The sequence below is a fragment of the Wolbachia endosymbiont (group A) of Rhinocyllus conicus genome (assembly GCF_947250775.1).
GTDB lineage: Bacteria > Pseudomonadota > Alphaproteobacteria > Rickettsiales > Anaplasmataceae > Wolbachia.
The window spans coordinates 606,006-624,836 of the sequence record NZ_OX366349.1; the positions used below are offsets into that span (position 1 = coordinate 606,006).

Below are 18,831 nucleotides of genomic sequence, written 5' to 3' on the forward strand. Positions count from 1 at the left end.
AAAATGTGAAGGAAGAGTCTATATTAGTTAAAGCAGGAAGAAAATTTAATGACTATAAAGGTTCTATGAACCCGCCAGTTTATCATTCTTCTACCATATTATTTCCTACTTACAAGGACTACTTAAATGCAGCAAATGGAGAAAGTATATACGATGTAATCAACGATGGTGTTGCAAGGGATTATAGCTACAGTAATGTTGGTACTCCTACTGTCCATTATCTTTCAAATGCACTGGCTGAAATTGAAGGGAGTGGACAAGCGCTTATTTATCCTTCCGGACTATTTGCACTTACTTTTGCTATTTTGACTTTCACTAAAGCAGGCTCGCACGTTTTAATTCAAGATAATAGTTATTATAGGCTTAGGAGGTTTGCAGAAAATGAGCTACCAAAAAGAGGAACAGAAGTAACTTTTTATGATCCAACGCAGGATATAACTGATTTAATTCAGAGTAATACTTCATTGATAATGATCGAGACTCCTGGTTCTATAATGTTTGAGATTTCGAATATAGAGCATATAGTAAAAGTTGCTAAAGAACATGGAATCGTAACCGTTTGCGACAATTCATGGGCCACTCCTTTGTTATTTAAGCCGCTTGATTATGGAATTGATGTTGCACTATATTCAGTGACAAAGTATCTAGCCGGTCACTCAGATTTAGTTATGGGAGCTATTATTGCTGAAGGTGAAATTTTTAAATTGCTTTATGAGAGCTATAAAAATTATGGAGTAACCATTCAATCGCACGACTGCTACCTTGCACACAGGGGACTAAGAACACTGCACACACGTATGAAAAGGCACCAAAATACAGCAATGGAAGTGGCAAAGTGGCTAGAAGCACAGCAAAAAGTTAGAAAGGTTTTATATCCAGCACTTCCCTCCCATCCTCAACACGAATTATGGAAAAGTTACTTCAAAGGAGCAAGCGGCACATTCAGTATAGCACTGGATAGAGAATATTCATGTGAAGAACTAAGCTGCATGGTTGATCATATGAAAATTTTTAGTATTGGTGCTTCTTGGGGAGGGTGCGACAGTTTGATATTACCAGTAGATCGTAGATCTATGTCAAGATCTGTAATGAATTCAGATTGTGGTGGAAGTTTCGTGCGAATATTTTGTGGACTGGAAGATCCTGAAGATTTAATCTTTGACCTTAATGACGCACTAAAAAGGTTACCATGTTTAGACTTTCAAAACGATGAAGTAGGACATGAAACTGAGAGAATTACTGCATGATATTGTTGATGTTAACTTTGACGTTGAAATCAAGGGCGTTACATGTAATCCCAAGAGAGTCAAGGAAGGTTATCTTTTTGTTTGTGTGTCTGCGGTGTCATTCCAGCGCGTGACGCTGGAATCTAGAAAACCAGCATGTATCCAGATTTTTCCTACTGAATCCCAGTATCACGCACACGACTGTGTAGACGTTGTCATACAAGGAACCAAAAAAGATGTCATCCCAGTGCTTGACTACTTGGATCCAGAAAATTTAATTGCAAATGAGCACACTAGGCAATTGTATAATAAAAACTGGATTCCAGTGTCACGCACTGGAATGACAGATACTTCGAGCTTTGCAGTGCTTGAACACCCAAATCCTCAAGAAATATACAGCGAAATAGTCAGCAGGTTTTATCAATTCAAACAGCCCAAATATGTTGCTGCTGTAACGGGTACGAATGGTAAAACTTCAGTAGTAGAATTTTGCCGCCAGATCTGGCAAAACTCTGGCTATAATGCTGCGTCTATTGGAACACTTGGAACATGCATCAATAATGGTAGAAAAGGTAATAGCAACAGTCTTACCACTCCAGATGCAGATGACCTTTACGCAACATTGCGTGGTATAAATGTAGAACACTTAGTGTTAGAAGCATCAAGTCATGGGATTGATCAATATAGAATCCATGGATTAAAGTTGAGTGCTGCAGCTTTTACTAATTTCTCGCAAGATCATTTAGATTACCATAAAAATCTTGGTGAATATTTAGAAACTAAAAAAAGGTTATTTTACGAGGTATTACCAGAAGGAAAAACAGCGATTTTAAATGCGGATATAGATGAATACTACGCGTTGCTTAAGATAGCTGAAAAACGCAGCAACAAAATTATCACCTATGGAAAAACAGGCTCTGATATTACTTTATTGGAGCAAACACCAACCCCTAATGGTCAACACCTTACAATAAAAATTGGTGGTGAAATTTATGACATGTTTTTTCCAGTTTTAGGAAAATTTCAGGCATATAATCTGCTATGTGCAATGGGTATAGTTACCTCGTCTGGACTGAATTACAGAGAAATATCTATAGGTAAACTCGTTTCTCCACCAGGAAGAATGGAAAAAGTGAAACCTTTTGCATTTGTGGATTACGCTCATACTCCAAGTGCGCTTAAACAAGCCCTATTGTCTTTAAAATGGCACTTCAATAAAAAAATAATTCTAGTTTTTGGTTGTGGTGGCAATCGTGATCAAACAAAACGCGCAGAAATGGGTAAAGTAGCACAAATATATGCAGACAAAGTGATAATCACGGATGACAATCCGCGTGATGAGAATCCTGCAGAAATTCGTCGTGGTATTTTACTACATTGCCCTAATGCGCTAGAGATAGAAGATAGAAGAGAAGCTATAGAGAAAGGAGTAGATATTGCCTATAACGAGGGTATGATTCTGCTAGTTGCAGGAAAGGGGCACGAAGGATACCAAATCGTGAGCGGCCAAACTTTTGAATTCAGTGATGTTGAGGTTATTAAAAATCATGCCTTAACATACTGATTTTCACAATGGGCTTACCTCCGTATCTGTTCAGGGACGTGGCTAATGTGCGAATATTGAAGCAAAAGTGATGTCATCCCAGTGCTTGACACTGGGATGGCTTTGTTGCATCGCTACTTATGAAAGGCTAACTATAGCTAGGATTATAAGCAACCTATTGAAAATCTTGTTTTTTTGCAATCAATCTGATCAAATTTAAGAATAGTAATTTATTATTTATATTAATAAACTTAATTCTATTGAAAATAGCTAAAGCATTGAAATTCTTGAATTTTAGCCGGATTAGTGAGTGGTAGTGAAATTTCTTTTACTCAAATTTAGGTATTCACTGACCGTTCTTGTTATAAATACCAGAATAATAAGCTACTGATATTCTCCATCTTTTTTATCTTTAATCCATCATAGCTAGCGATGCAACAAAGCCCACTGGGATCCAGGAAAAAAAGAGCATAGATCCAGTGGATGGCAGGGATTGGTGTCATGAAAGTAGCTGATGCTGGAATTTAGCTTTTTATGCAACCTTATCAATTTAGTATAAGATCAGCTACTTTTCATACTCAACAAATCAGTTTACAAGCAAACTTTCCTGGATCCCAGTGGGCTTTGTTGCATAGCAACCGAAAAAATCTGGTGGCTACTGACAAAATTCATTATAAATAACCATTTAACTGTTGAAGAAAAAATATGCCACAGAAAATGAAAGTCAGTAACCAAAACGAATATAACAAATTCCTTGAAAAAAGGGGAAATATTTTTCGTTACATCGATGAAGCTATCGAAAATTGGTATGAAAATAGTCCAAAAATGCAGGGCGGCAACTATATTTACAGTGATAAAGTCGTAATTTTGGTGCATATAATTGTCAATCTTTTTAGAATTGGGTTAAGACAAACGGTGGGGTTTATAAAAGGATATCTGCAACAAATAGGAAAAAATTTGGCAGTTATCAGCTATTCACAAGCATCAAGAAGGTTTAAAAAACTTAATATTAAGATAAATGATTGCAGGGTTGATAAAAGCAACATGGAAAATATTGAAATTATCATAGATAGCACAAGTATCAGCATTTACAGTAACACTCCTGGCCACAGTAAGGAAAACAGTGCAGATAGAAAGTACCGAAGCTACGAGCAAGTAAGAAAGTTACATGTTATGTTAAGTGTGAATAGTAAAAAAGCTATAGCTGCAAGATACAGTAATGGCGTCTACTCTGACCACTATGGAGCTTGCGATTTGCTTGAAGAAGTTAATTTTCAGCACAAAATAAAAGCATTATATGCAGATAGGGCATACGATAGGCACAAACTTTATAAATTGTGTAAGAAATACGATATAAAGACAAAAGTTCTACCAAAAAAGGATGCAGCAGAACATTCAAAAATAGATTATATGTCTGACAGGAATGCTGCTATTAGGTTAATAAAATTATATGGACAAGATGGTGTAAAAGAGTGGAAAAAGGAAGCAATTTATGGAAAGAGATCTTACATAGAAGGATTTTTCTCAAGGTTGAAGCAAGTATTTGGATTTAGCTTTAGGAATAAATCTGAAGTAAATCGTGAAAAAGAATTACTAATTAAGTGCTATTTGCTCAACAAATTCACTGATATTGGTATGGCTAAATTTGAAATCATTACATAAATTTGTCGTAAACCATCACTGCTTAAGGTGCTATGCAACAAAGCCATCCCAGTGTCAAGCACTGGGATGACATCATCCTGGTAGACAATGTTCGTACAGCTGTGTGTCGGGGCACTGGGATGACACCCTCCTTGGCAGACAATGTTCGTACAGCTATGTGCGTAACGCTGGCACTGGAATCTAGAAAAAAATAGATCCAAGTAGTCAAGCTACTTGGATGACACTGACTGCTAATTTTTTATGCAAGAGGTCCAATCATTCACCGTTCTTGCAAGCGATAGCACTCTCACTTCTCTTGCACCGGAGTTTAAAATTTCTTGAGAGCAAGATCTTACAGTTGCTCCGGTTGTTACCACATCATCAACTAATATCACGATTTTATTTTCGATAATTTTCTTGTTGGTTATGCTAAAAGCCTTTTTCAAATTTTTTTCACGCTGTTTAAGTGAAAGACCAGCTTGAGGCGCAGTATGGCGAAGACGTTTTATTGCAAATGGCGTATAGGATAAATTGGACAACTTACTCAACTCTTTTGCAAGCAATGCTGCTTGATTATATTTACGTTTAAACAAGCGCATTTTATGTAACGGTATAGGAATTATGACCTCTGCGTTCTGAAACGTATCCTGATTAGCTTGGTGTATCCACTTTGCATAGATTTTTACGTAATTCAAATTATCAAAAAATTTGAAATTTATAATCATGTTTTTACTATGTTGATCATAAGCAAAAACTGATCTTAATACTTTAAACGGTGGAGGATTGATGATGCACTTACCACACGTATGAATATTGTCTGAGATTACTACGCCACAAACATTGCAGTAATGCTTAGTTAGAAAATTGATTTTTTTGTTGCATTCACTACACAGATTAAGATTTTCATCAATGATATATTCGCAACTTACGCATACGTTCGGAAATATAAGATTTGTAGCTTTTTTTAGTAAGAGAAGGTTCACAATTCATTAAATATATTATAAAATTTATATAGTATAGCTAAAGTAACTTGTGCTTACACTCTTTCACTTTTTATTTCATCTCAATGTAATTCAAACTGAGCCACTGCTGAAAAAGCAGAACTTATAAATCAGTTTGCGGTATACCATTGACTAAAGTAGTCTCCGAATCACTCCGATTAGATAAAAGCTGATGTTTTTCTGGCTCCTGTATTTCACTTAACTTACTTTGCACTTTGTTGCAAGCCCACACAAGTGGCGTTATCATTGACGCGGCAGCCCAAATGATAGCAGCGCAAGAATAACTTACAATCTTGTTAAATACTTCAGCTACTGCACTAGCACAATCTTGCCCAGCACTTAAAAATGCATTTGAATGATCAACTAATGATTTTGTACTTGCTTTTAAACAATAGTCCCCTGTTATTTTTGACAATAACTTGGCTGGAAAGTATGACGAATATGCCACCATCAAAAATAAAGGTTGCAATATTATGCTAGCTGCTAGAAAAGCACCCCGTTCACAAAGTGGAAACACTTCCTCTGCCCTGTAACCCACGTATTCACATTTATCATTGTTTTTATAATACTTGTTATAATCGTCTTTACTTCCAGCTCCACAAATTACATCTTTCACAGGTCCTAACACACTATCAACATAACTTACAGATTTATAGAAACTACTTTCTGGAGCTAGTGTGCAATCTTCTGCTCTCTTAGCAGGTACAATTCCATGTTTAGCATAACTTTTAAAATATTGATATATTGACATTACCCTCTCCAAATCATAAATATGCAACCTAGCCTAATATAATTAAGAAATAGTTTATAATAAATACGTTTTAAGATACCTGCCTGTAACACTTTCTGGAATTTTTGCCACTTCTTCTGGAGTTCCAGTAGCAATCACTTCTCCGCCTTTTATTCCGCCCTCTGGTCCGATGTCTATTATATAATCTGCAGTTTTTATAACGTGCAAATTGTGCTCGATAACTACAACAGTGTTTCCCAGATCGACTAATCTATGGAGTATTTTTAGTAAGTTATTTATATCTTCAAAGTGTAATCCAGTTGTTGGCTCATCAAGAATATACAATGTTCTTCCGGTAAATCGTTTTGATAGCTCTTTGGACAGCTTTATTCGTTGTGCTTCACCCCCAGACAACGTTGTTGACGACTGTCCGAGTTTTATATAGCCAAGCCCCACTTCCTGCAAAGAAACCAACTTTTCTTTTACCATTGGAAGGTTTTCAAAAAAATCACAAGCCTGATCTATCGTCATATCAAGCACATCAGAGATTGATTTTCCTTTATAAGTAACTTCCAATGTTTCACGATTATACCTTCGCCCTTTACACTGCTCACACTTCACATAAACGTCCGGTAGAAAATGCATCTCTATCTTTAAGTGCCCATCACCTTTACAAGCCTCACACCTTCCCCCTCTGGTATTAAATGAAAACCGGCCTATATTATATCCCCTTGCTTTTGACTCCGAAAGACCTGCAAACCAATTTCTTATATGAGTAAACATACCGACATATGTTGCTGGATTTGACGCAGGAGTTCTACCAATTGGCGACTGATCAACTTCTATAACTTTATCTATATATTCAAGGCCTTCTATTCTATCACACCGACCATACCGTGCAGACGAATGATATATCTTATGTGCTGAATATTTATATAACGTTTCTATGACTAAACTTGATTTTCCCCCTCCTGATATTCCAGTAACACAAATAAGATTCCCTATAGGAAATTTAACGTTCACATTTTTTAAGTTATTTTCACATGCATTTATTACTTTTATGAACTGAGTTGCTTGCTTTCTTCTCCTTGGAATTAAAATTTTTTTCTCTCCACTCAAATATTGCCCTGTTATGCTCCCTGAATTTCTTTGCACCTGGTCTGGTGTTCCTTCTGCAACAACTTTTCCACCATTTACGCCAGCTCCAGGACCAATATCAATCGCATAATCAGCAGCCATTATTGTATCTTCATCATGCTCAACAACGATTACAGTGTTACCCATGTCTCTCAAGTCTTTCAGTGTAGCAATTAACCGATCATTATCGCATTGATGAAGGCCTATCGAGGGTTCATCAAGCACATACAGCACTCCTGTTAAACCAGAGCCAATTTGCGAAGCAAGTCTGATCCTCTGACTCTCACCGCCAGAGAGAGTGCTAGATTCTCGATCGAGCGTTAGGTAATTCAACCCTACATTCTTTAGAAATGCTAGCCTCTTGATTATTTCATTTAATATTTTACTTGAGATTTGCTTCTGTTGTTCTGTGAGCTTGTCTGGCAAATTTTCAAACCACTTAAGGGATTTATCGATGCTGAGCCCTGATATTTCACCTATATGTCTGCTATCAATTTTCACTGTGAGTGCTTCTTTTCTCAATCTATGGCCAGTACATTCCTTACAATGAATAACAGAGCAGTATCGCTCAACAAGCGTTTCATCATAATCCATCTGGTTCTCCAAGATACTGATCAAACCTTGAAATTTATTAGAGCCAAAGAGTATCATATCTTTTACTTCTTGATCTATGTTCTTCCACGGAACATCAAGGCTAAATTTACAATTTTCAGCCAGTGATAGAATTGCACTTTTTAGAAATCCATAACTTGTGTGCACTTGACGGAACATTGGTCCTACCGGCTTTAAAGCACCCTCAGATATTGAAAGAGTTTCATCTGGCACTATCAGCTTTACATCAACAGCCAGCTTTTTACCAAGCCCATTACACGAACCACATGCACCGTAAGGGCTGTTAAAAGAAAATAATCTTGGTTCTATTTCCTCAAGAGTGAAACCAGACTCGGGGCATGCAAAATTCTCTGAAAAAGTCAGAATTTGACCATTTTTATACTCGGAATTATGGTTGTCAGGTAGGTTTACTACTTCTACATACATTAGACCATTACCAAGTTTTAGTGCGGATTCTATACTACTTGGCAGTCGATTTCCTATATCGCCCAATATTGATATTCTATCTGCAACCACAAAAACGTCGTGTTTCTTGTTCTTATCGAGTTTAGGCAAGTCATCTACATTGTACACTTCACCATCTATTTTGAACCTTACGTAACCTTGTCTTTTAATTTCCAATATCTCTTTGAGATGTTCTCCCTTTCTACCACGCACAACAGGGGCAAGTATATATATTTTAGTTTCTAAAGGTAACGCAATTATAGTATCTACAATTTGAGATACAGTTTGCTTTGTTATCGGTAATCCAGTTGCAGGTGAATAAGGAACCCCTATTCGTGCATATACTAAGCGCAAGTAATCGTAAATTTCGGTAACAGTTCCAACTGTTGACCTTGGATTTTTTGAGATCGATTTCTGGTTGATAGATATTGCAGGGGAAAGACCTGTAATCGACTCAACATCTGGTTTATCCTGAATGTTGAGAAATTGACGCGCGTAAGCTGATAGGCTTTCAACGTATCGGCGTTGGCCTTCTGCATAAATCGTATCAAATGCGAGACTAGATTTACCAGAACCACTTAGCCCAGTTATAACAACTAGCTTATTTTTCGGTATATTGACATCTATACCTTGCAGATTATGTTCCCTTGCACCCTTAACTCTTATAAAATCGTCCATATTATACTATATAACGTATTTTAACCATTATAGCCTTAAAATACATGAATTTACAGTGATATGTTGATTTTCTATTGATTTTTTCAACTGTTACGGAAAATTAGGCAGCGTTTGATAAATCGTCATTCCGCTACTTGTTAGCGGAATCTATGCTGAGATACCGGGCGGTATGACGTAGGGCTGTACAACTTGTGTTAGAGTCTTAGGGCAAATCTACTACCTATAAATTCTAAACTGTTGTTACGTATTAGGACCACCAACCCAGGACCCAAAGTCAGTTTAGCTATATCAGAAAACAGGTTATGTGGAAATCTTAAAATACTTCTTGTTCGCCAAGCAAAATAAATACATTCCTACAAACAAGCAGATGCTTAATACTGACGCATAAGAAAACTTAAAAATTAAATCTCTAATATATATTGCTAAGCATTTACCTGCAGAAAATTTGTATAGTAATCCAACACATACAACGGCACTATCAATTACTGATGCCATAATTAAAGTAATGAAATTTGCCATATGAAAATTCAACTTGGACTTCAATTTTTCAAAAACAATTATGCTTGAGAGAAGAGATACTAAAATTGCAGCATATGAAGTCAATATCATCAAACTAAAACTTTGCCATTTTAAAATACAGCATAGCGCTGTACACACTATTAAGCTATACGTAGCTTTTTCTTTGCCATAAAATTCAACCATTGAATTTACAACTAAAGCAGCTCCTATAAATAAAGCAGCACATATCATCAATTTATTTGAAGCGTTGAGTAAAGAAAGACTGATAAATAAGAGTGTCAGTAAAATAGACATAACTACCTACCCAAATTTAATGACATACATTTATTTTAAGTAAATATTGCACATAGTGAAAGAATTATTTAACATAATTAAAAAAAATATTTTAAACTGACATAACTATTTCCCAAATCTTTCAGATCTACTTTTGTAATGTTTTTAACACTTAAGAAAATTTTTATTATATGCATGTTGAATATTATTTTATTCAAATTACAAAGAGGAATCTATGAACAATAAGATACATTTAGAAAAAGTAACCAATTACGAAGTTCATGAACATGAAGGTTATAAACACTATAGTATAACTTCAAAGAAAAATTTAGATCCTGATTCTCATGAAAGAAATTACTATGTAAGCATTAATCCAGAAATACAGGGAGTGCAGGAAGAGCCTACTGGGCTATATGAGTTGCATATTGCTAAGGGTTTTAATGGATCTGGGTATATCGATTATATAGATATTAGACACTTAAATTTAGTACGAGAACCTGAGTATAACGAACAGAGTAGAACTGTAAATGTTGAATTAGAGTTTGCTCAAACAAGCGAACCTACTCAAGTTTTTTCGCATAATTATGGTAGATCCTTTTTAAAGGAATTTATTGATATCTCGATGGATTTAATATAAGCATACGCTTGATATAATAGCCTAAGTTTTTGACCATATCGTAGAAGGTTTGATTATAACTGATTCAGAAATTCTTTAATTTTTGATGCTAATCGAACCTTTTACATGTAAAAACTATAACTATAAGCCAAACTCTCTACTTTCACTTCAATAATATCCTTTATATTTAGCACCTTTTTCTCTGTTACTTCACCAATATATGAATAAACTACGCCTTTAAACAATTCTTCAAACCTCTGCTGATTTTGTGGTGCAATAGTAACCAAAATTCTACTTTGCGATTCAGAAAACATTATTATCTTGTTTATTATGTCTGTATTTTGTGTTTTTCCTATTGGTACTAGTGAAAGATCGATTTCAGCACCAAGGTCTCCTGCAATTAGCGATTTTGCCAGAGCAATAATTAAGCCGCCTAAGTTTGGTGCAATTGCAGAGGCAATTATGCCATCTTTTATTGCCTGGTTGTAACGCTCATATAACTTCCTAGCGCTCTTTGCATCAACTTTTGGCACGTTGTTATTATCTATTCCACTATATAACTGATATTCAGATCTACCAAGCTCATCGTGGGTTGTACCAAGCACATATATCAAGTCCCCTGGCATTTTCACATCAAGCGATACCGCATTTTCAATATTTTCTATAACTCCAATTGCTGAAATGAGTAATGAAGGTGGTGCAGATATTATCACTTTCTCGCCATTTTCGTCATATCCCTTGAAGTCATTGAACATACTGTCTTTTCCGGATATGAATGGCGTTTTAAATGCAGTTGCAAAGTCGTAACAAGCCTCTGCAGCTCTCTTTAGCTGCCATAGCCTTTCTGGATTATAAGCATCGCACCAGCAAAAATTGTCGAGCAACGCTAGATGATTTATATTTCCTCCTGCAGCTACGTAGTTGCGTATTGCAGTGTCAATCGCACATGCTGCCATGTGATAAGTGTCAATTTCTCCATAACTTGAGCCAAATCCCTGCGATTTTACAACACCTTTGTTTGAAGAAAGGACTGGCCTCGAGACAACAGCTTCACTGCACACTCTTCCCTTGCCTTGCAATGGTTTTAGCACTGACGATCCTTGAACTTCATGGTCATATTGCACCACTATGAACTCTTTACTGCATATGTTTGGTCTGCTCAGCATTTTTTTTAATGCAAAGGTGTCATTCCAGTGCTTGACACTGGAATCCATTTCACATTCAATTCCACCGTTGGATGGGTTTTTGCATAAAATGTTTGCAGGCTCAGCCTGCTGGATCCCAGTGTCAGCTACTTGGATGACAGGGAAGAGTGTTGGGATGACAGGAGAGGGTTCCGGAATGACAGCAGGCTCCTTAGACCATGGCTTTGTCTGTAAATGCACTTTGGGATTACCGTCATGCAGAAATTCAGTTTCGATGTCCATTATTACTTTCCCTTCAGGACATTTAACAACAGCTTTACCACTTTCGTTAAACTCTCCAATCACACAAACCTCCACATCATGTTTTTTCATGATTTGCTTAAACATAGGAAGATTTTCTTCTGGCACTGCTAAGGTCATTCTCTCTTGTGATTCTGATATCCATATTTCCCACGGAGCCATACCATCGTTTTTAAGGAGAACCTTGCTCAAATCAACTTCAAATCCGTCTTTTCCCATTTCACCAATGGACGATGATAGACCGCCTGCTCCATTATCCGTTATTGCATTATAAAGACCAAGATCTCTTGCTTTTATGACGGCATTGGATAGTTTTTTTTGTGTTATGGGGTCGCCAATTTGCACAATCGTTGAAGGGCTGTTTCCCGACAAAGCCTCTGAAGAAAACGTTGCACCGTGAATTCCATCTCTTCCAACTCTTCCACCAATAATTACGATTTTATCGCCGTTTTTAGGCCCTTTGATGTGTGAAGGTACATTATTTATACTGCGCGGAATAGTTCCAACACTTCCAACAAAGACCAGCGGCTTTCCACAAAATCTATCGTCAAAATATACTGATCCAAGTTGTGTTGGAATACCGCAGCAGTTGCCAGCAACATTAACGCCATGAATCACTTCTTTCATTATATATTTTGGCGGTAAAATCTCATCAGTACGCTCCTTGTCCCTATAAAATTTGCCTTTTGCTTCTTTGGCAAAGCAAAAGTAATAAGTATTCATTATAGGCTCCGCGCCTTTCCCGAAACCCACTATATCACGATTAACTCCAAGCACTCCGGTCATTGCTCCACCAAATGGATCAAGAGCTGAAGGGCTATTGTGAGTTTCAACTTTATCTACAATCAAGTAATCGTCATCAAAAATTATTCCTCCTGCGTTGTCGGAGAAAACTGACACGCATATGTCAGAATTTATCTCACGCGTTGCACGCTTAATATAATGAGCATATAGACCGTCTTTTATTTCATCAATAGGGGAGCAAAAAATATTGTGTTTACAATGTTCAGACCAAGTCTGTGCCAGAGACTCAAGTTCAATATCATATGGATTTCTACCGAGTTTTTTAAAGTAATCCTTTATAGCTTTCATTGCTGCCAGCGAGAGCCCTAAAGTGCCATTACCATCGATTCCATCTCTGCTGATTTTTTCAAGCTCTTGGTCACTCACATTGAGGTCAACAGACTTAGTACTATCCTCTGTCATCCCAACCCTACCTTCTGTCATTCCAGTGCTTGACACTGGAATCCAGTTTTCATTATACAATTGCTTGAAGTTTCCTGGATCCAAGTACTGGATGACACCAGGTGAGGCATTCGATTTACCATAATACTTCCAACGGCGATTGCTGTTTTCTTTATAAACAAGAATGCAATACTCAGTGATAGGGTTGAATTCTTGCTTTATATCATCTTCGGTTGGCATGCTTCCTTTACCCAAAATCAGCTTTGAACTTCTTGCTTTGATATGAACGCCTTCATCAATGTGGCCCTTGCTAATTAAATACTCTCTAACAATTTGTTTCGCTGTGTTGCCCACATTGTCAGTCATGCCAGGTAAAAAGCTTATTTCCAAGCCCCACTTTGCTTGTGGTTCTATGAAGTCATATTGAAGGTTTTCATTGTAGGAATAATAACGGCAGTCTTGTATGACTTTATTATAAAATAGCCCACAAATTTCTTCATGTAATTTTGATGGTAATTCTTTGCTTATGTAAATCAAGTAAACATTAACTACCCTTCTGCGGCCAACTTGTTCACATTTATTTAAAACTTCTATTCTAATGTTTGTCATGTAATGTTATTAAGGACTTTAATATATAATAACATAAGAAACTGCGAGCACATTTATATTTTGAGTGATTTCTATATAATAAAATATTGTATTAATTGTTACTGTTAGTGGGAAGAGTTTTTACCGTTAATGTGGATGAGTCCTTTTTCAATGTATTGGTTCAGCACATATTTTCTGAATATGAAAGAGAAAAAATTCCCGAGATAAAGATCATACTTCCCTGCAAAAGGGATGTAATAGCGCTGCTGAGTGCGTTCAAGAATTATAACGCTAAAAAATGCATAATTTTGCCAGAGATAGTTTCGCTAGAGAACATCGATGAGGAGGATTTAATATTAAATCTTGATAGAGTTAAAGTTATCAATCCAACAAAGAGGACGCTGCTACTCATTCAATTCATATTGGAGTGGAATAGAAAAAATAATGATAATTTCCCCATTGATTTAGCTTATAGCCTGCCATCATTGCTTGATAAAATTCAATCTACCCAAACAACGGATTGTTATCAATTCGATGAACATTCAAAAAAAATAGAGAATTTCATAAGCTTACTCATTGAGAGTTGGAATAAAATTTTAAAAGATTTAGGAGTAGTAGATATATTAGAACATAAGAGTGATTACATAAACAATATGATAATCTCTTTACAAAAAGACCAACATATAATCTTTGTTGGAATTGGAAAGGATAAGTCGTTAATTAAGGCTATATATGACCTGCCGTTTGGAAAAATAATTTTGCCTAATCTGAATTTGAAAATTAAAGAGAAAGATTGGCAATCACTTGATAAAAAACATTATCAATATTGCCTGAAAGATCTACTCGATTATTTAAAAGTGGATAGAAGGGATGTTAGTTTTCTGCCAGAAGCGTGTTCTCCAGTGCCCAGACACTGGGATCCAGAAAACTTAACTTTAAATGAGCGCACCAGGTGGCTGTGCAATAGAAACTGGATTCCAGTGTCAAGCACTGGAATGACACCATCTACTACTCAAATTACCTGCAAATTGCAATGTTCATACACCAAAAATCAAAGGGCTGGGATAACAGGAAGTCCTGAGGAATATCTAGATTACATTTTTGATACAACTGCCGATCTAAGCAAAGTTAGTAATGGACATATTGGCAATATTGAAGTCATCACTTGTGATTCCAGAGAGGAAGAAGCACAAGTGACATCATTAATTATAGAGAATGAAGGTTATGAAAACGTTTCTTTGGTTGTCTTTGATAAATTACTTGCAGCTCGTATAGCATGTTTATCAAGGCAACACAGTGCCATACCGGAAAATTATCCTTATATAACACTCCTACTTTATAGTATCGAAGTTTTGACCTCAAATTGGAGCAGTGTGTCATTACTTTCGCTCCTTAAACATAGGCTAGTGACTTTTGATTACACTCAAGAAGAGTACTCTCAGATTTTATCTGAATTTGAAATAGAGATATTACGCAACTTTAGTACAAATGGCCTTAAAGATATTATAGATGCTATTAATACCTATAAAAAGCTAAAACATAAAGAGGATATATTGCTTATTATCAATAGGTTGGAGGCTATACTTAATCTTTTACTTAACTCTATAAATTGCCCTATTTCTGATGTGGTGGTAACTCATTTGCAGTGTATTAATGTGCTATCTGGTATAAATTTTTCAGAGCTAAATAGTGAAATAGGTAATTTCACCTGTAATTTCTTGAATGCATGTGAGGGTATAGAAATTAAGTGCTCCTTAGAGTTATATAGCCAAATTCTGACCTTATTTTTAGAGAAAGAGTTTTTCTCTGTAGCAAATGACTTGAATAAATTCAGCTTATATCACAACAAAGTTGTAATACTCGCTGGATTTAATGAAGCGCCAAGCTTTCAAAGTCCGCTTTTGAATGCACTTACGAGAGAAAAATTTAACCTTCCTTCTGCGCAAGAAGAGCAGGGGTATTTTTTTTATACTTTACACAATTTGTTTTGTGCAAGTAAGGTTTATATTACAAGATCGCTAAGCCATAGAAAACCAATTCTATTGCAGCGTTTGGAAATTCTGCTCAAGGAGGGGAAACAGCCGTATCGCGATTGGCTGAGGATATTAAATATGCCTGAATGTACTGTTCCATGTGCTCAGCCTATGCCAAAACCTCAAACCGAAGTTAGAAAAGAAAAAATGCAGGTGATGTCTTGCAGTGCAATAGAAAAGCTAATTCGTAATCCTTATTCATTTTACGTTGAATATATACTGGGCCTTAAACAATTAAGAGACTTGAATTTTAAGCCATCGATATTGGAATTTGGCACTATGGTGCACAACATTCTTGCAAGATATTTACGCAACAAAAAGTCGCCAATGAGCATTGCACGAAAAGCATTCTCGACTAGTCAGTTTAATTTTTCAAATATGTGGTGGGTAAGACTACAAAAGATAATTCAATCTTTTGTCGAATTTGATGAGACTCGAAGCAACCATATTGAGCTAGAAAAGAGCTTTTCCTGTCCGATATTTCATATTCCAGCGCGTGACGCTGGTTCTTGTGATCAGTATGAAACTGCTGGGATGACAAATAGGCCACAAGAAATTTTACTGACAGCAAGATGTGATAGAGTTGAGTATCTACCAAGTAGGCAAGTAGCAATTATAGACTATAAACTTGGTTCACCACCTTCCAACGAAGAAGTGATGTCGGGGTTTTTTCCACAGTTAATTTTGCAAGCCTTAGCGGTAGAACATATAACAAAAAGAGAAGTTTCAGAACTTGCTTATTGGAAACTTGATTATGATAAAATAAAAGTTATTTCTATACAAAATTATAGATACAAAATGCAAGAATTAAAAAATGATCTGCCTGGTTTTTTATCTAATTATTTAAGTAATTCCACACCCTTTATTGCCTCTCCATATTTTGATAAATTCCTGAGATTTAACAGCTATAAACAGCTAGAAAGGGTAGGGGAGTGGTTGTAAATGGTGTCATGTAAGTAGCTGACACTGGTTCACTCTATAATGGTGTCATCCCAGTGCCCAGAGGTGTCATCTCAGTGCTCCTTTTTTTGTCATCCCAGTGTCAGCTACTTGCATGACAGCAGTCCTACGTCATGCCGCCGCGAACCGTCATACCGTCACGGTATCTCAGCCGCTAACATGTAGCGGGATGACGAGATGCCGCCACGAACCGTCATACCGCCGCGGTATCTCAGCCGCTAACAAGTAGCGGGATGACGAATTTGTCGTCATGCTGCCGCGAACCGTCATACCGCCGCGGTATCTCAGCCGCTAACAAGCAGCGGGATGACGAGCTTCTCATCATGCCGCCACGAACCGTCATACCGCCGCGGTATCTCTAGATCCCGCTAACAAGTAGCGGGATGACGAGATGCCACCGCGAACCGTCATACCGCCGCGATATCTCTTAGCCGCTAACAAGTAGCGGGATGACGAGCTTCTCATCATGCCGCCACGAACCGTCATACCGCCGCGGTATCTCTTAGCCGCTAACAAGTAGCGGGATGACAGCAGTCCTACGTCATACCGTCACAGTATCTCTAGATCCCGCTAACACGTAGCGGGATGACGATTGTCAGGCTAGCTGTCATCCCAGTTTGGAATCCAGGAAAAAGAATGGTGTCATCCCAGTGCCCAGACACTGGGATCCAGGAAAGTTTGCTTGTAAACAAGAAAACTAGCATAGAAAGTGGTTACAACGTTTTCGATGAGATTATATGGAAAACTGGATTCCAGTGGGCTTTGTTGCATAGCAACCGAAAAAATCTGGTGGCTACTGACAAAATTCATTATAAATAACCATTTAACTGTTGAAGAAAAAATATGCCACAGAAAATGAAAGTCAGTAACCAAAACGAATATAACAAATTCCTTGAAAAAAGGGGAAATATTTTTCGTTACATCGATGAAGCTATCGAAAATTGGTATGAAAATAGTCCAAAAATGCAGGGCGGCAACTATATTTACAGTGATAAAGTCGTAATTTTGGTGCATATAATTGTCAATCTTTTTAGAATTGGGTTAAGACAAACGGTGGGGTTTATAAAAGGATATCTGCAACAAATAGGAAAAAATTTGGCAGTTATCAGCTATTCACAAGCATCAAGAAGGTTTAAAAAACTTAATATTAAGATAAATGATTGCAGGGTTGATAAAAGCAACATGGAAAATATTGAAATTATCATAGATAGCACAAGTATCAGCATTTACAGTAACACTCCTGGCCACAGTAAGGAAAACAGTGCAGATAGAAAGTACCGAAGCTACGAGCAAGTAAGAAAGTTACATGTTATGTTAAGTGTGAATAGTAAAAAAGCTATAGCTGCAAGATACAGTAATGGCGTCTACTCTGACCACTATGGAGCTTGCGATTTGCTTGAAGAAGTTAATTTTCAGCACAAAATAAAAGCATTATATGCAGATAGGGCATACGATAGGCACAAACTTTATAAATTGTGTAAGAAATACGATATAAAGACAAAAGTTCTACCAAAAAAGGATGCAGCAGAACATTCAAAAATAGATTATATGTCTGACAGGAATGCTGCTATTAGGTTAATAAAATTATATGGACAAGATGGTGTAAAAGAGTGGAAAAAGGAAGCAATTTATGGAAAGAGATCTTACATAGAAGGATTTTTCTCAAGGTTGAAGCAAGTATTTGGATTTAGCTTTAGGAATAAATCTGAAGTAAATCGTGAAAAAGAATTACTAATTAAGTGCTATTTGCTCAACAAATTCACTGATATTGGTATGGCTAAATTTGAAATCATTACATAAATTTGTCGTAAACCATCACTGCTTAAGGTGCTATGCAACAAAGCCATTCCAGTGTCAAGCACTGGAATGACATCACAGGGGCACTGGAATGACACCTCTCTTGGGCTCTTTTAGCTATAAACATTAAGAAATTTACCAAATGAAAAAAAAGGCAAAAGAAGCCCTAGTCATTGTCTATTTTCAGTATTGGCGTTTTTTAAAGTCTTAAACACTGCAATTTAGCTGCTTTTAAATGCAACTCACCTTAGTTTAAATGTTTAAGAAATTTACTAAGCAGAAAAAAAGGCAAAAGAAACCCCGTGTTAGCTAGTTGTCACTCTCTAATCCTGCAAATTGGCGTACTATACTGTCTTAAACGACTTATAAGCGCGTTTCAGCTTATATAGGTAAAAACCCAGAA

18 protein-coding genes are annotated in these 18,831 nt (G+C 36.7%); 10 read left to right on the top strand and 8 right to left on the bottom strand.

All coding sequences use genetic code 11. The features are described from left to right. The first annotated feature begins 5 nt into the window (after window positions 1-5). The 3 genes from metC (at window position 6) to OOK92_RS03090 (ending at window position 2,989) form a co-directional block, all read left to right on the top strand. Window positions 6-1,247: a cystathionine beta-lyase gene (gene metC / locus OOK92_RS03080; RefSeq protein WP_264687837.1), complete on the top strand. Its 1,242-nt coding sequence runs from the start codon at window positions 6-8 to the stop codon at window positions 1,245-1,247. Continuing rightward, window positions 1,222-2,790 (top strand): UDP-N-acetylmuramoyl-L-alanyl-D-glutamate--2,6-diaminopimelate ligase, encoded by a 1,569-nt coding sequence (gene murE, locus OOK92_RS03085; RefSeq protein WP_264736213.1) that lies wholly within the window; start codon window positions 1,222-1,224, stop codon window positions 2,788-2,790. The genes metC and murE overlap by 26 nt, the downstream gene beginning before the upstream one ends. A 70-nt stretch (window positions 2,791-2,860) precedes the next feature. Then, window positions 2,861-2,989: a hypothetical protein gene (locus OOK92_RS03090; RefSeq protein WP_264736214.1), complete on the top strand. Its 129-nt coding sequence runs from the start codon at window positions 2,861-2,863 to the stop codon at window positions 2,987-2,989. 142 nt (window positions 2,990-3,131) lie between these two features. On the opposite strand, the gene OOK92_RS03095 is transcribed toward OOK92_RS03090, so the two are convergent. After that, on the bottom strand, window positions 3,132-3,272 hold the full coding sequence (locus OOK92_RS03095; protein ID WP_264736216.1) for a hypothetical protein: 141 nt from the start codon (window positions 3,270-3,272) through the stop codon (window positions 3,132-3,134). Window positions 3,273-3,303: 31 nt separating this feature from the next. Here OOK92_RS03095 and OOK92_RS03100 point away from each other — a divergent pair, with 31 nt between their 5' ends. The 3 genes from OOK92_RS03100 to OOK92_RS03110 are packed head-to-tail and all read left to right on the top strand — an operon-like array spanning window position 3,304 to window position 4,625. Further along, on the top strand, window positions 3,304-3,450 hold the full coding sequence (locus tag OOK92_RS03100) for a hypothetical protein (protein WP_264736217.1): 147 nt from the start codon (window positions 3,304-3,306) through the stop codon (window positions 3,448-3,450). Between the two features lie 24 nt (window positions 3,451-3,474). After that, complete coding sequence (locus OOK92_RS03105) at window positions 3,475-4,431, top strand: IS5 family transposase (RefSeq protein ID WP_264735368.1); 957 nt, start codon at window positions 3,475-3,477, stop codon at window positions 4,429-4,431. Window positions 4,432-4,463: 32 nt separating this feature from the next. Continuing rightward, on the top strand, window positions 4,464-4,625 hold the full coding sequence (locus OOK92_RS03110) for a hypothetical protein (RefSeq protein WP_264736218.1): 162 nt from the start codon (window positions 4,464-4,466) through the stop codon (window positions 4,623-4,625). A 36-nt stretch (window positions 4,626-4,661) separates the two neighbouring features. On the opposite strand, the gene OOK92_RS03115 is transcribed toward OOK92_RS03110, so the two are convergent. The 4 genes from OOK92_RS03115 to OOK92_RS03130 all read right to left on the bottom strand — a co-directional run bounded on the left by OOK92_RS03115 (window position 4,662) and on the right by OOK92_RS03130 (window position 9,825). Next, window positions 4,662-5,393: a ComF family protein gene (locus OOK92_RS03115; RefSeq protein WP_253309616.1), complete on the bottom strand. Its 732-nt coding sequence runs from the start codon at window positions 5,391-5,393 to the stop codon at window positions 4,662-4,664. A gap of 121 nt (window positions 5,394-5,514) precedes the next feature. Then, window positions 5,515-6,162, bottom strand: coding sequence for a hypothetical protein (locus OOK92_RS03120; protein WP_264736219.1), 648 nt, complete (start codon window positions 6,160-6,162; stop codon window positions 5,515-5,517). Between the two features lie 54 nt (window positions 6,163-6,216). Next, on the bottom strand, window positions 6,217-9,012 hold the full coding sequence (gene uvrA, locus OOK92_RS03125; protein ID WP_264736220.1) for an excinuclease ABC subunit UvrA: 2,796 nt from the start codon (window positions 9,010-9,012) through the stop codon (window positions 6,217-6,219). 300 nt (window positions 9,013-9,312) lie between these two features. Next, the gene (locus OOK92_RS03130; RefSeq protein ID WP_253309619.1) at window positions 9,313-9,825 is read right to left on the bottom strand and encodes a hypothetical protein; all 513 of its coding nucleotides are present in this window, start codon (window positions 9,823-9,825) and stop codon (window positions 9,313-9,315) included. A 214-nt stretch (window positions 9,826-10,039) separates the two neighbouring features. Between OOK92_RS03130 and OOK92_RS03135 the strand changes: the two genes are divergently transcribed. After that, window positions 10,040-10,441: a hypothetical protein gene (locus tag OOK92_RS03135; RefSeq protein ID WP_264736221.1), complete on the top strand. Its 402-nt coding sequence runs from the start codon at window positions 10,040-10,042 to the stop codon at window positions 10,439-10,441. A gap of 101 nt (window positions 10,442-10,542) precedes the next feature. Here the strand turns inward: OOK92_RS03135 and OOK92_RS03140 are convergent, their stop codons facing one another. Then, entirely contained in the window at window positions 10,543-13,659 is a 3,117-nt protein-coding gene (locus OOK92_RS03140) for an AIR synthase-related protein (protein WP_264736222.1), read from the bottom strand. Between the two features lie 107 nt (window positions 13,660-13,766). Here OOK92_RS03140 and OOK92_RS03145 point away from each other — a divergent pair, with 107 nt between their 5' ends. Continuing rightward, the gene (locus OOK92_RS03145; protein ID WP_264736223.1) at window positions 13,767-16,613 is read left to right on the top strand and encodes a WPE palindromic element domain-containing protein; all 2,847 of its coding nucleotides are present in this window, start codon (window positions 13,767-13,769) and stop codon (window positions 16,611-16,613) included. A 229-nt stretch (window positions 16,614-16,842) separates the two neighbouring features. Here the strand turns inward: OOK92_RS03145 and OOK92_RS03150 are convergent, their stop codons facing one another. Both OOK92_RS03150 and OOK92_RS03155 read right to left on the bottom strand, forming a co-directional pair. Next, window positions 16,843-16,974, bottom strand: coding sequence for a hypothetical protein (locus OOK92_RS03150; RefSeq protein WP_264736225.1), 132 nt, complete (start codon window positions 16,972-16,974; stop codon window positions 16,843-16,845). Next, window positions 16,971-17,117, bottom strand: a complete 147-nt coding sequence (locus OOK92_RS03155) for a hypothetical protein (protein WP_264736226.1) — start codon at window positions 17,115-17,117, stop codon at window positions 16,971-16,973. Before OOK92_RS03155 ends, OOK92_RS03150 begins: the two co-directional genes overlap by 4 nt. A gap of 99 nt (window positions 17,118-17,216) precedes the next feature. Here OOK92_RS03155 and OOK92_RS03160 point away from each other — a divergent pair, with 99 nt between their 5' ends. Both OOK92_RS03160 and OOK92_RS03165 read left to right on the top strand, forming a co-directional pair. Then, the gene (locus OOK92_RS03160) at window positions 17,217-17,450 is read left to right on the top strand and encodes a hypothetical protein (RefSeq protein ID WP_264736228.1); all 234 of its coding nucleotides are present in this window, start codon (window positions 17,217-17,219) and stop codon (window positions 17,448-17,450) included. A 24-nt stretch (window positions 17,451-17,474) separates the two neighbouring features. Then, window positions 17,475-18,431, top strand: a complete 957-nt coding sequence (locus OOK92_RS03165; RefSeq protein ID WP_264735368.1) for an IS5 family transposase — start codon at window positions 17,475-17,477, stop codon at window positions 18,429-18,431. Window positions 18,432-18,831: the final 400 nt, after the last annotated feature.

Bases quoted from the DNA above. Each gene is read 5' to 3' on its own strand.
- OOK92_RS03140 (WP_264736222.1), bottom strand. From the start codon at position 13,659: ATGACAAACATTAGAATAGAAGTTTTAAATAAATGTGAACAAGTTGGC.
- OOK92_RS03120 (WP_264736219.1), bottom strand. From the start codon at position 6,162: ATGTCAATATATCAATATTTTAAAAGTTATGCTAAACATGGAATTGTA.
- OOK92_RS03155 (WP_264736226.1), bottom strand. From the start codon at position 17,117: ATGACGGTTCGTGGCGGCATGATGAGAAGCTCGTCATCCCGCTACTTG.
- OOK92_RS03165 (WP_264735368.1), top strand. From the start codon at position 17,475: ATGCCACAGAAAATGAAAGTCAGTAACCAAAACGAATATAACAAATTC.
- OOK92_RS03090 (WP_264736214.1), top strand. From the start codon at position 2,861: ATGTCATCCCAGTGCTTGACACTGGGATGGCTTTGTTGCATCGCTACT.
- murE (WP_264736213.1), top strand. From the start codon at position 1,222: ATGAAACTGAGAGAATTACTGCATGATATTGTTGATGTTAACTTTGAC.
- OOK92_RS03095 (WP_264736216.1), bottom strand. From the start codon at position 3,272: ATGACACCAATCCCTGCCATCCACTGGATCTATGCTCTTTTTTTCCTG.
- uvrA (WP_264736220.1), bottom strand. From the start codon at position 9,012: ATGGACGATTTTATAAGAGTTAAGGGTGCAAGGGAACATAATCTGCAA.
- OOK92_RS03135 (WP_264736221.1), top strand. From the start codon at position 10,040: ATGAACAATAAGATACATTTAGAAAAAGTAACCAATTACGAAGTTCAT.
- OOK92_RS03160 (WP_264736228.1), top strand. From the start codon at position 17,217: ATGACGATTGTCAGGCTAGCTGTCATCCCAGTTTGGAATCCAGGAAAA.
- OOK92_RS03110 (WP_264736218.1), top strand. From the start codon at position 4,464: ATGCAACAAAGCCATCCCAGTGTCAAGCACTGGGATGACATCATCCTG.
- OOK92_RS03105 (WP_264735368.1), top strand. From the start codon at position 3,475: ATGCCACAGAAAATGAAAGTCAGTAACCAAAACGAATATAACAAATTC.
- OOK92_RS03100 (WP_264736217.1), top strand. From the start codon at position 3,304: ATGCAACCTTATCAATTTAGTATAAGATCAGCTACTTTTCATACTCAA.
- OOK92_RS03130 (WP_253309619.1), bottom strand. From the start codon at position 9,825: ATGTCTATTTTACTGACACTCTTATTTATCAGTCTTTCTTTACTCAAC.
- OOK92_RS03150 (WP_264736225.1), bottom strand. From the start codon at position 16,974: ATGACGGTTCGTGGCGGCATGATGAGAAGCTCGTCATCCCGCTGCTTG.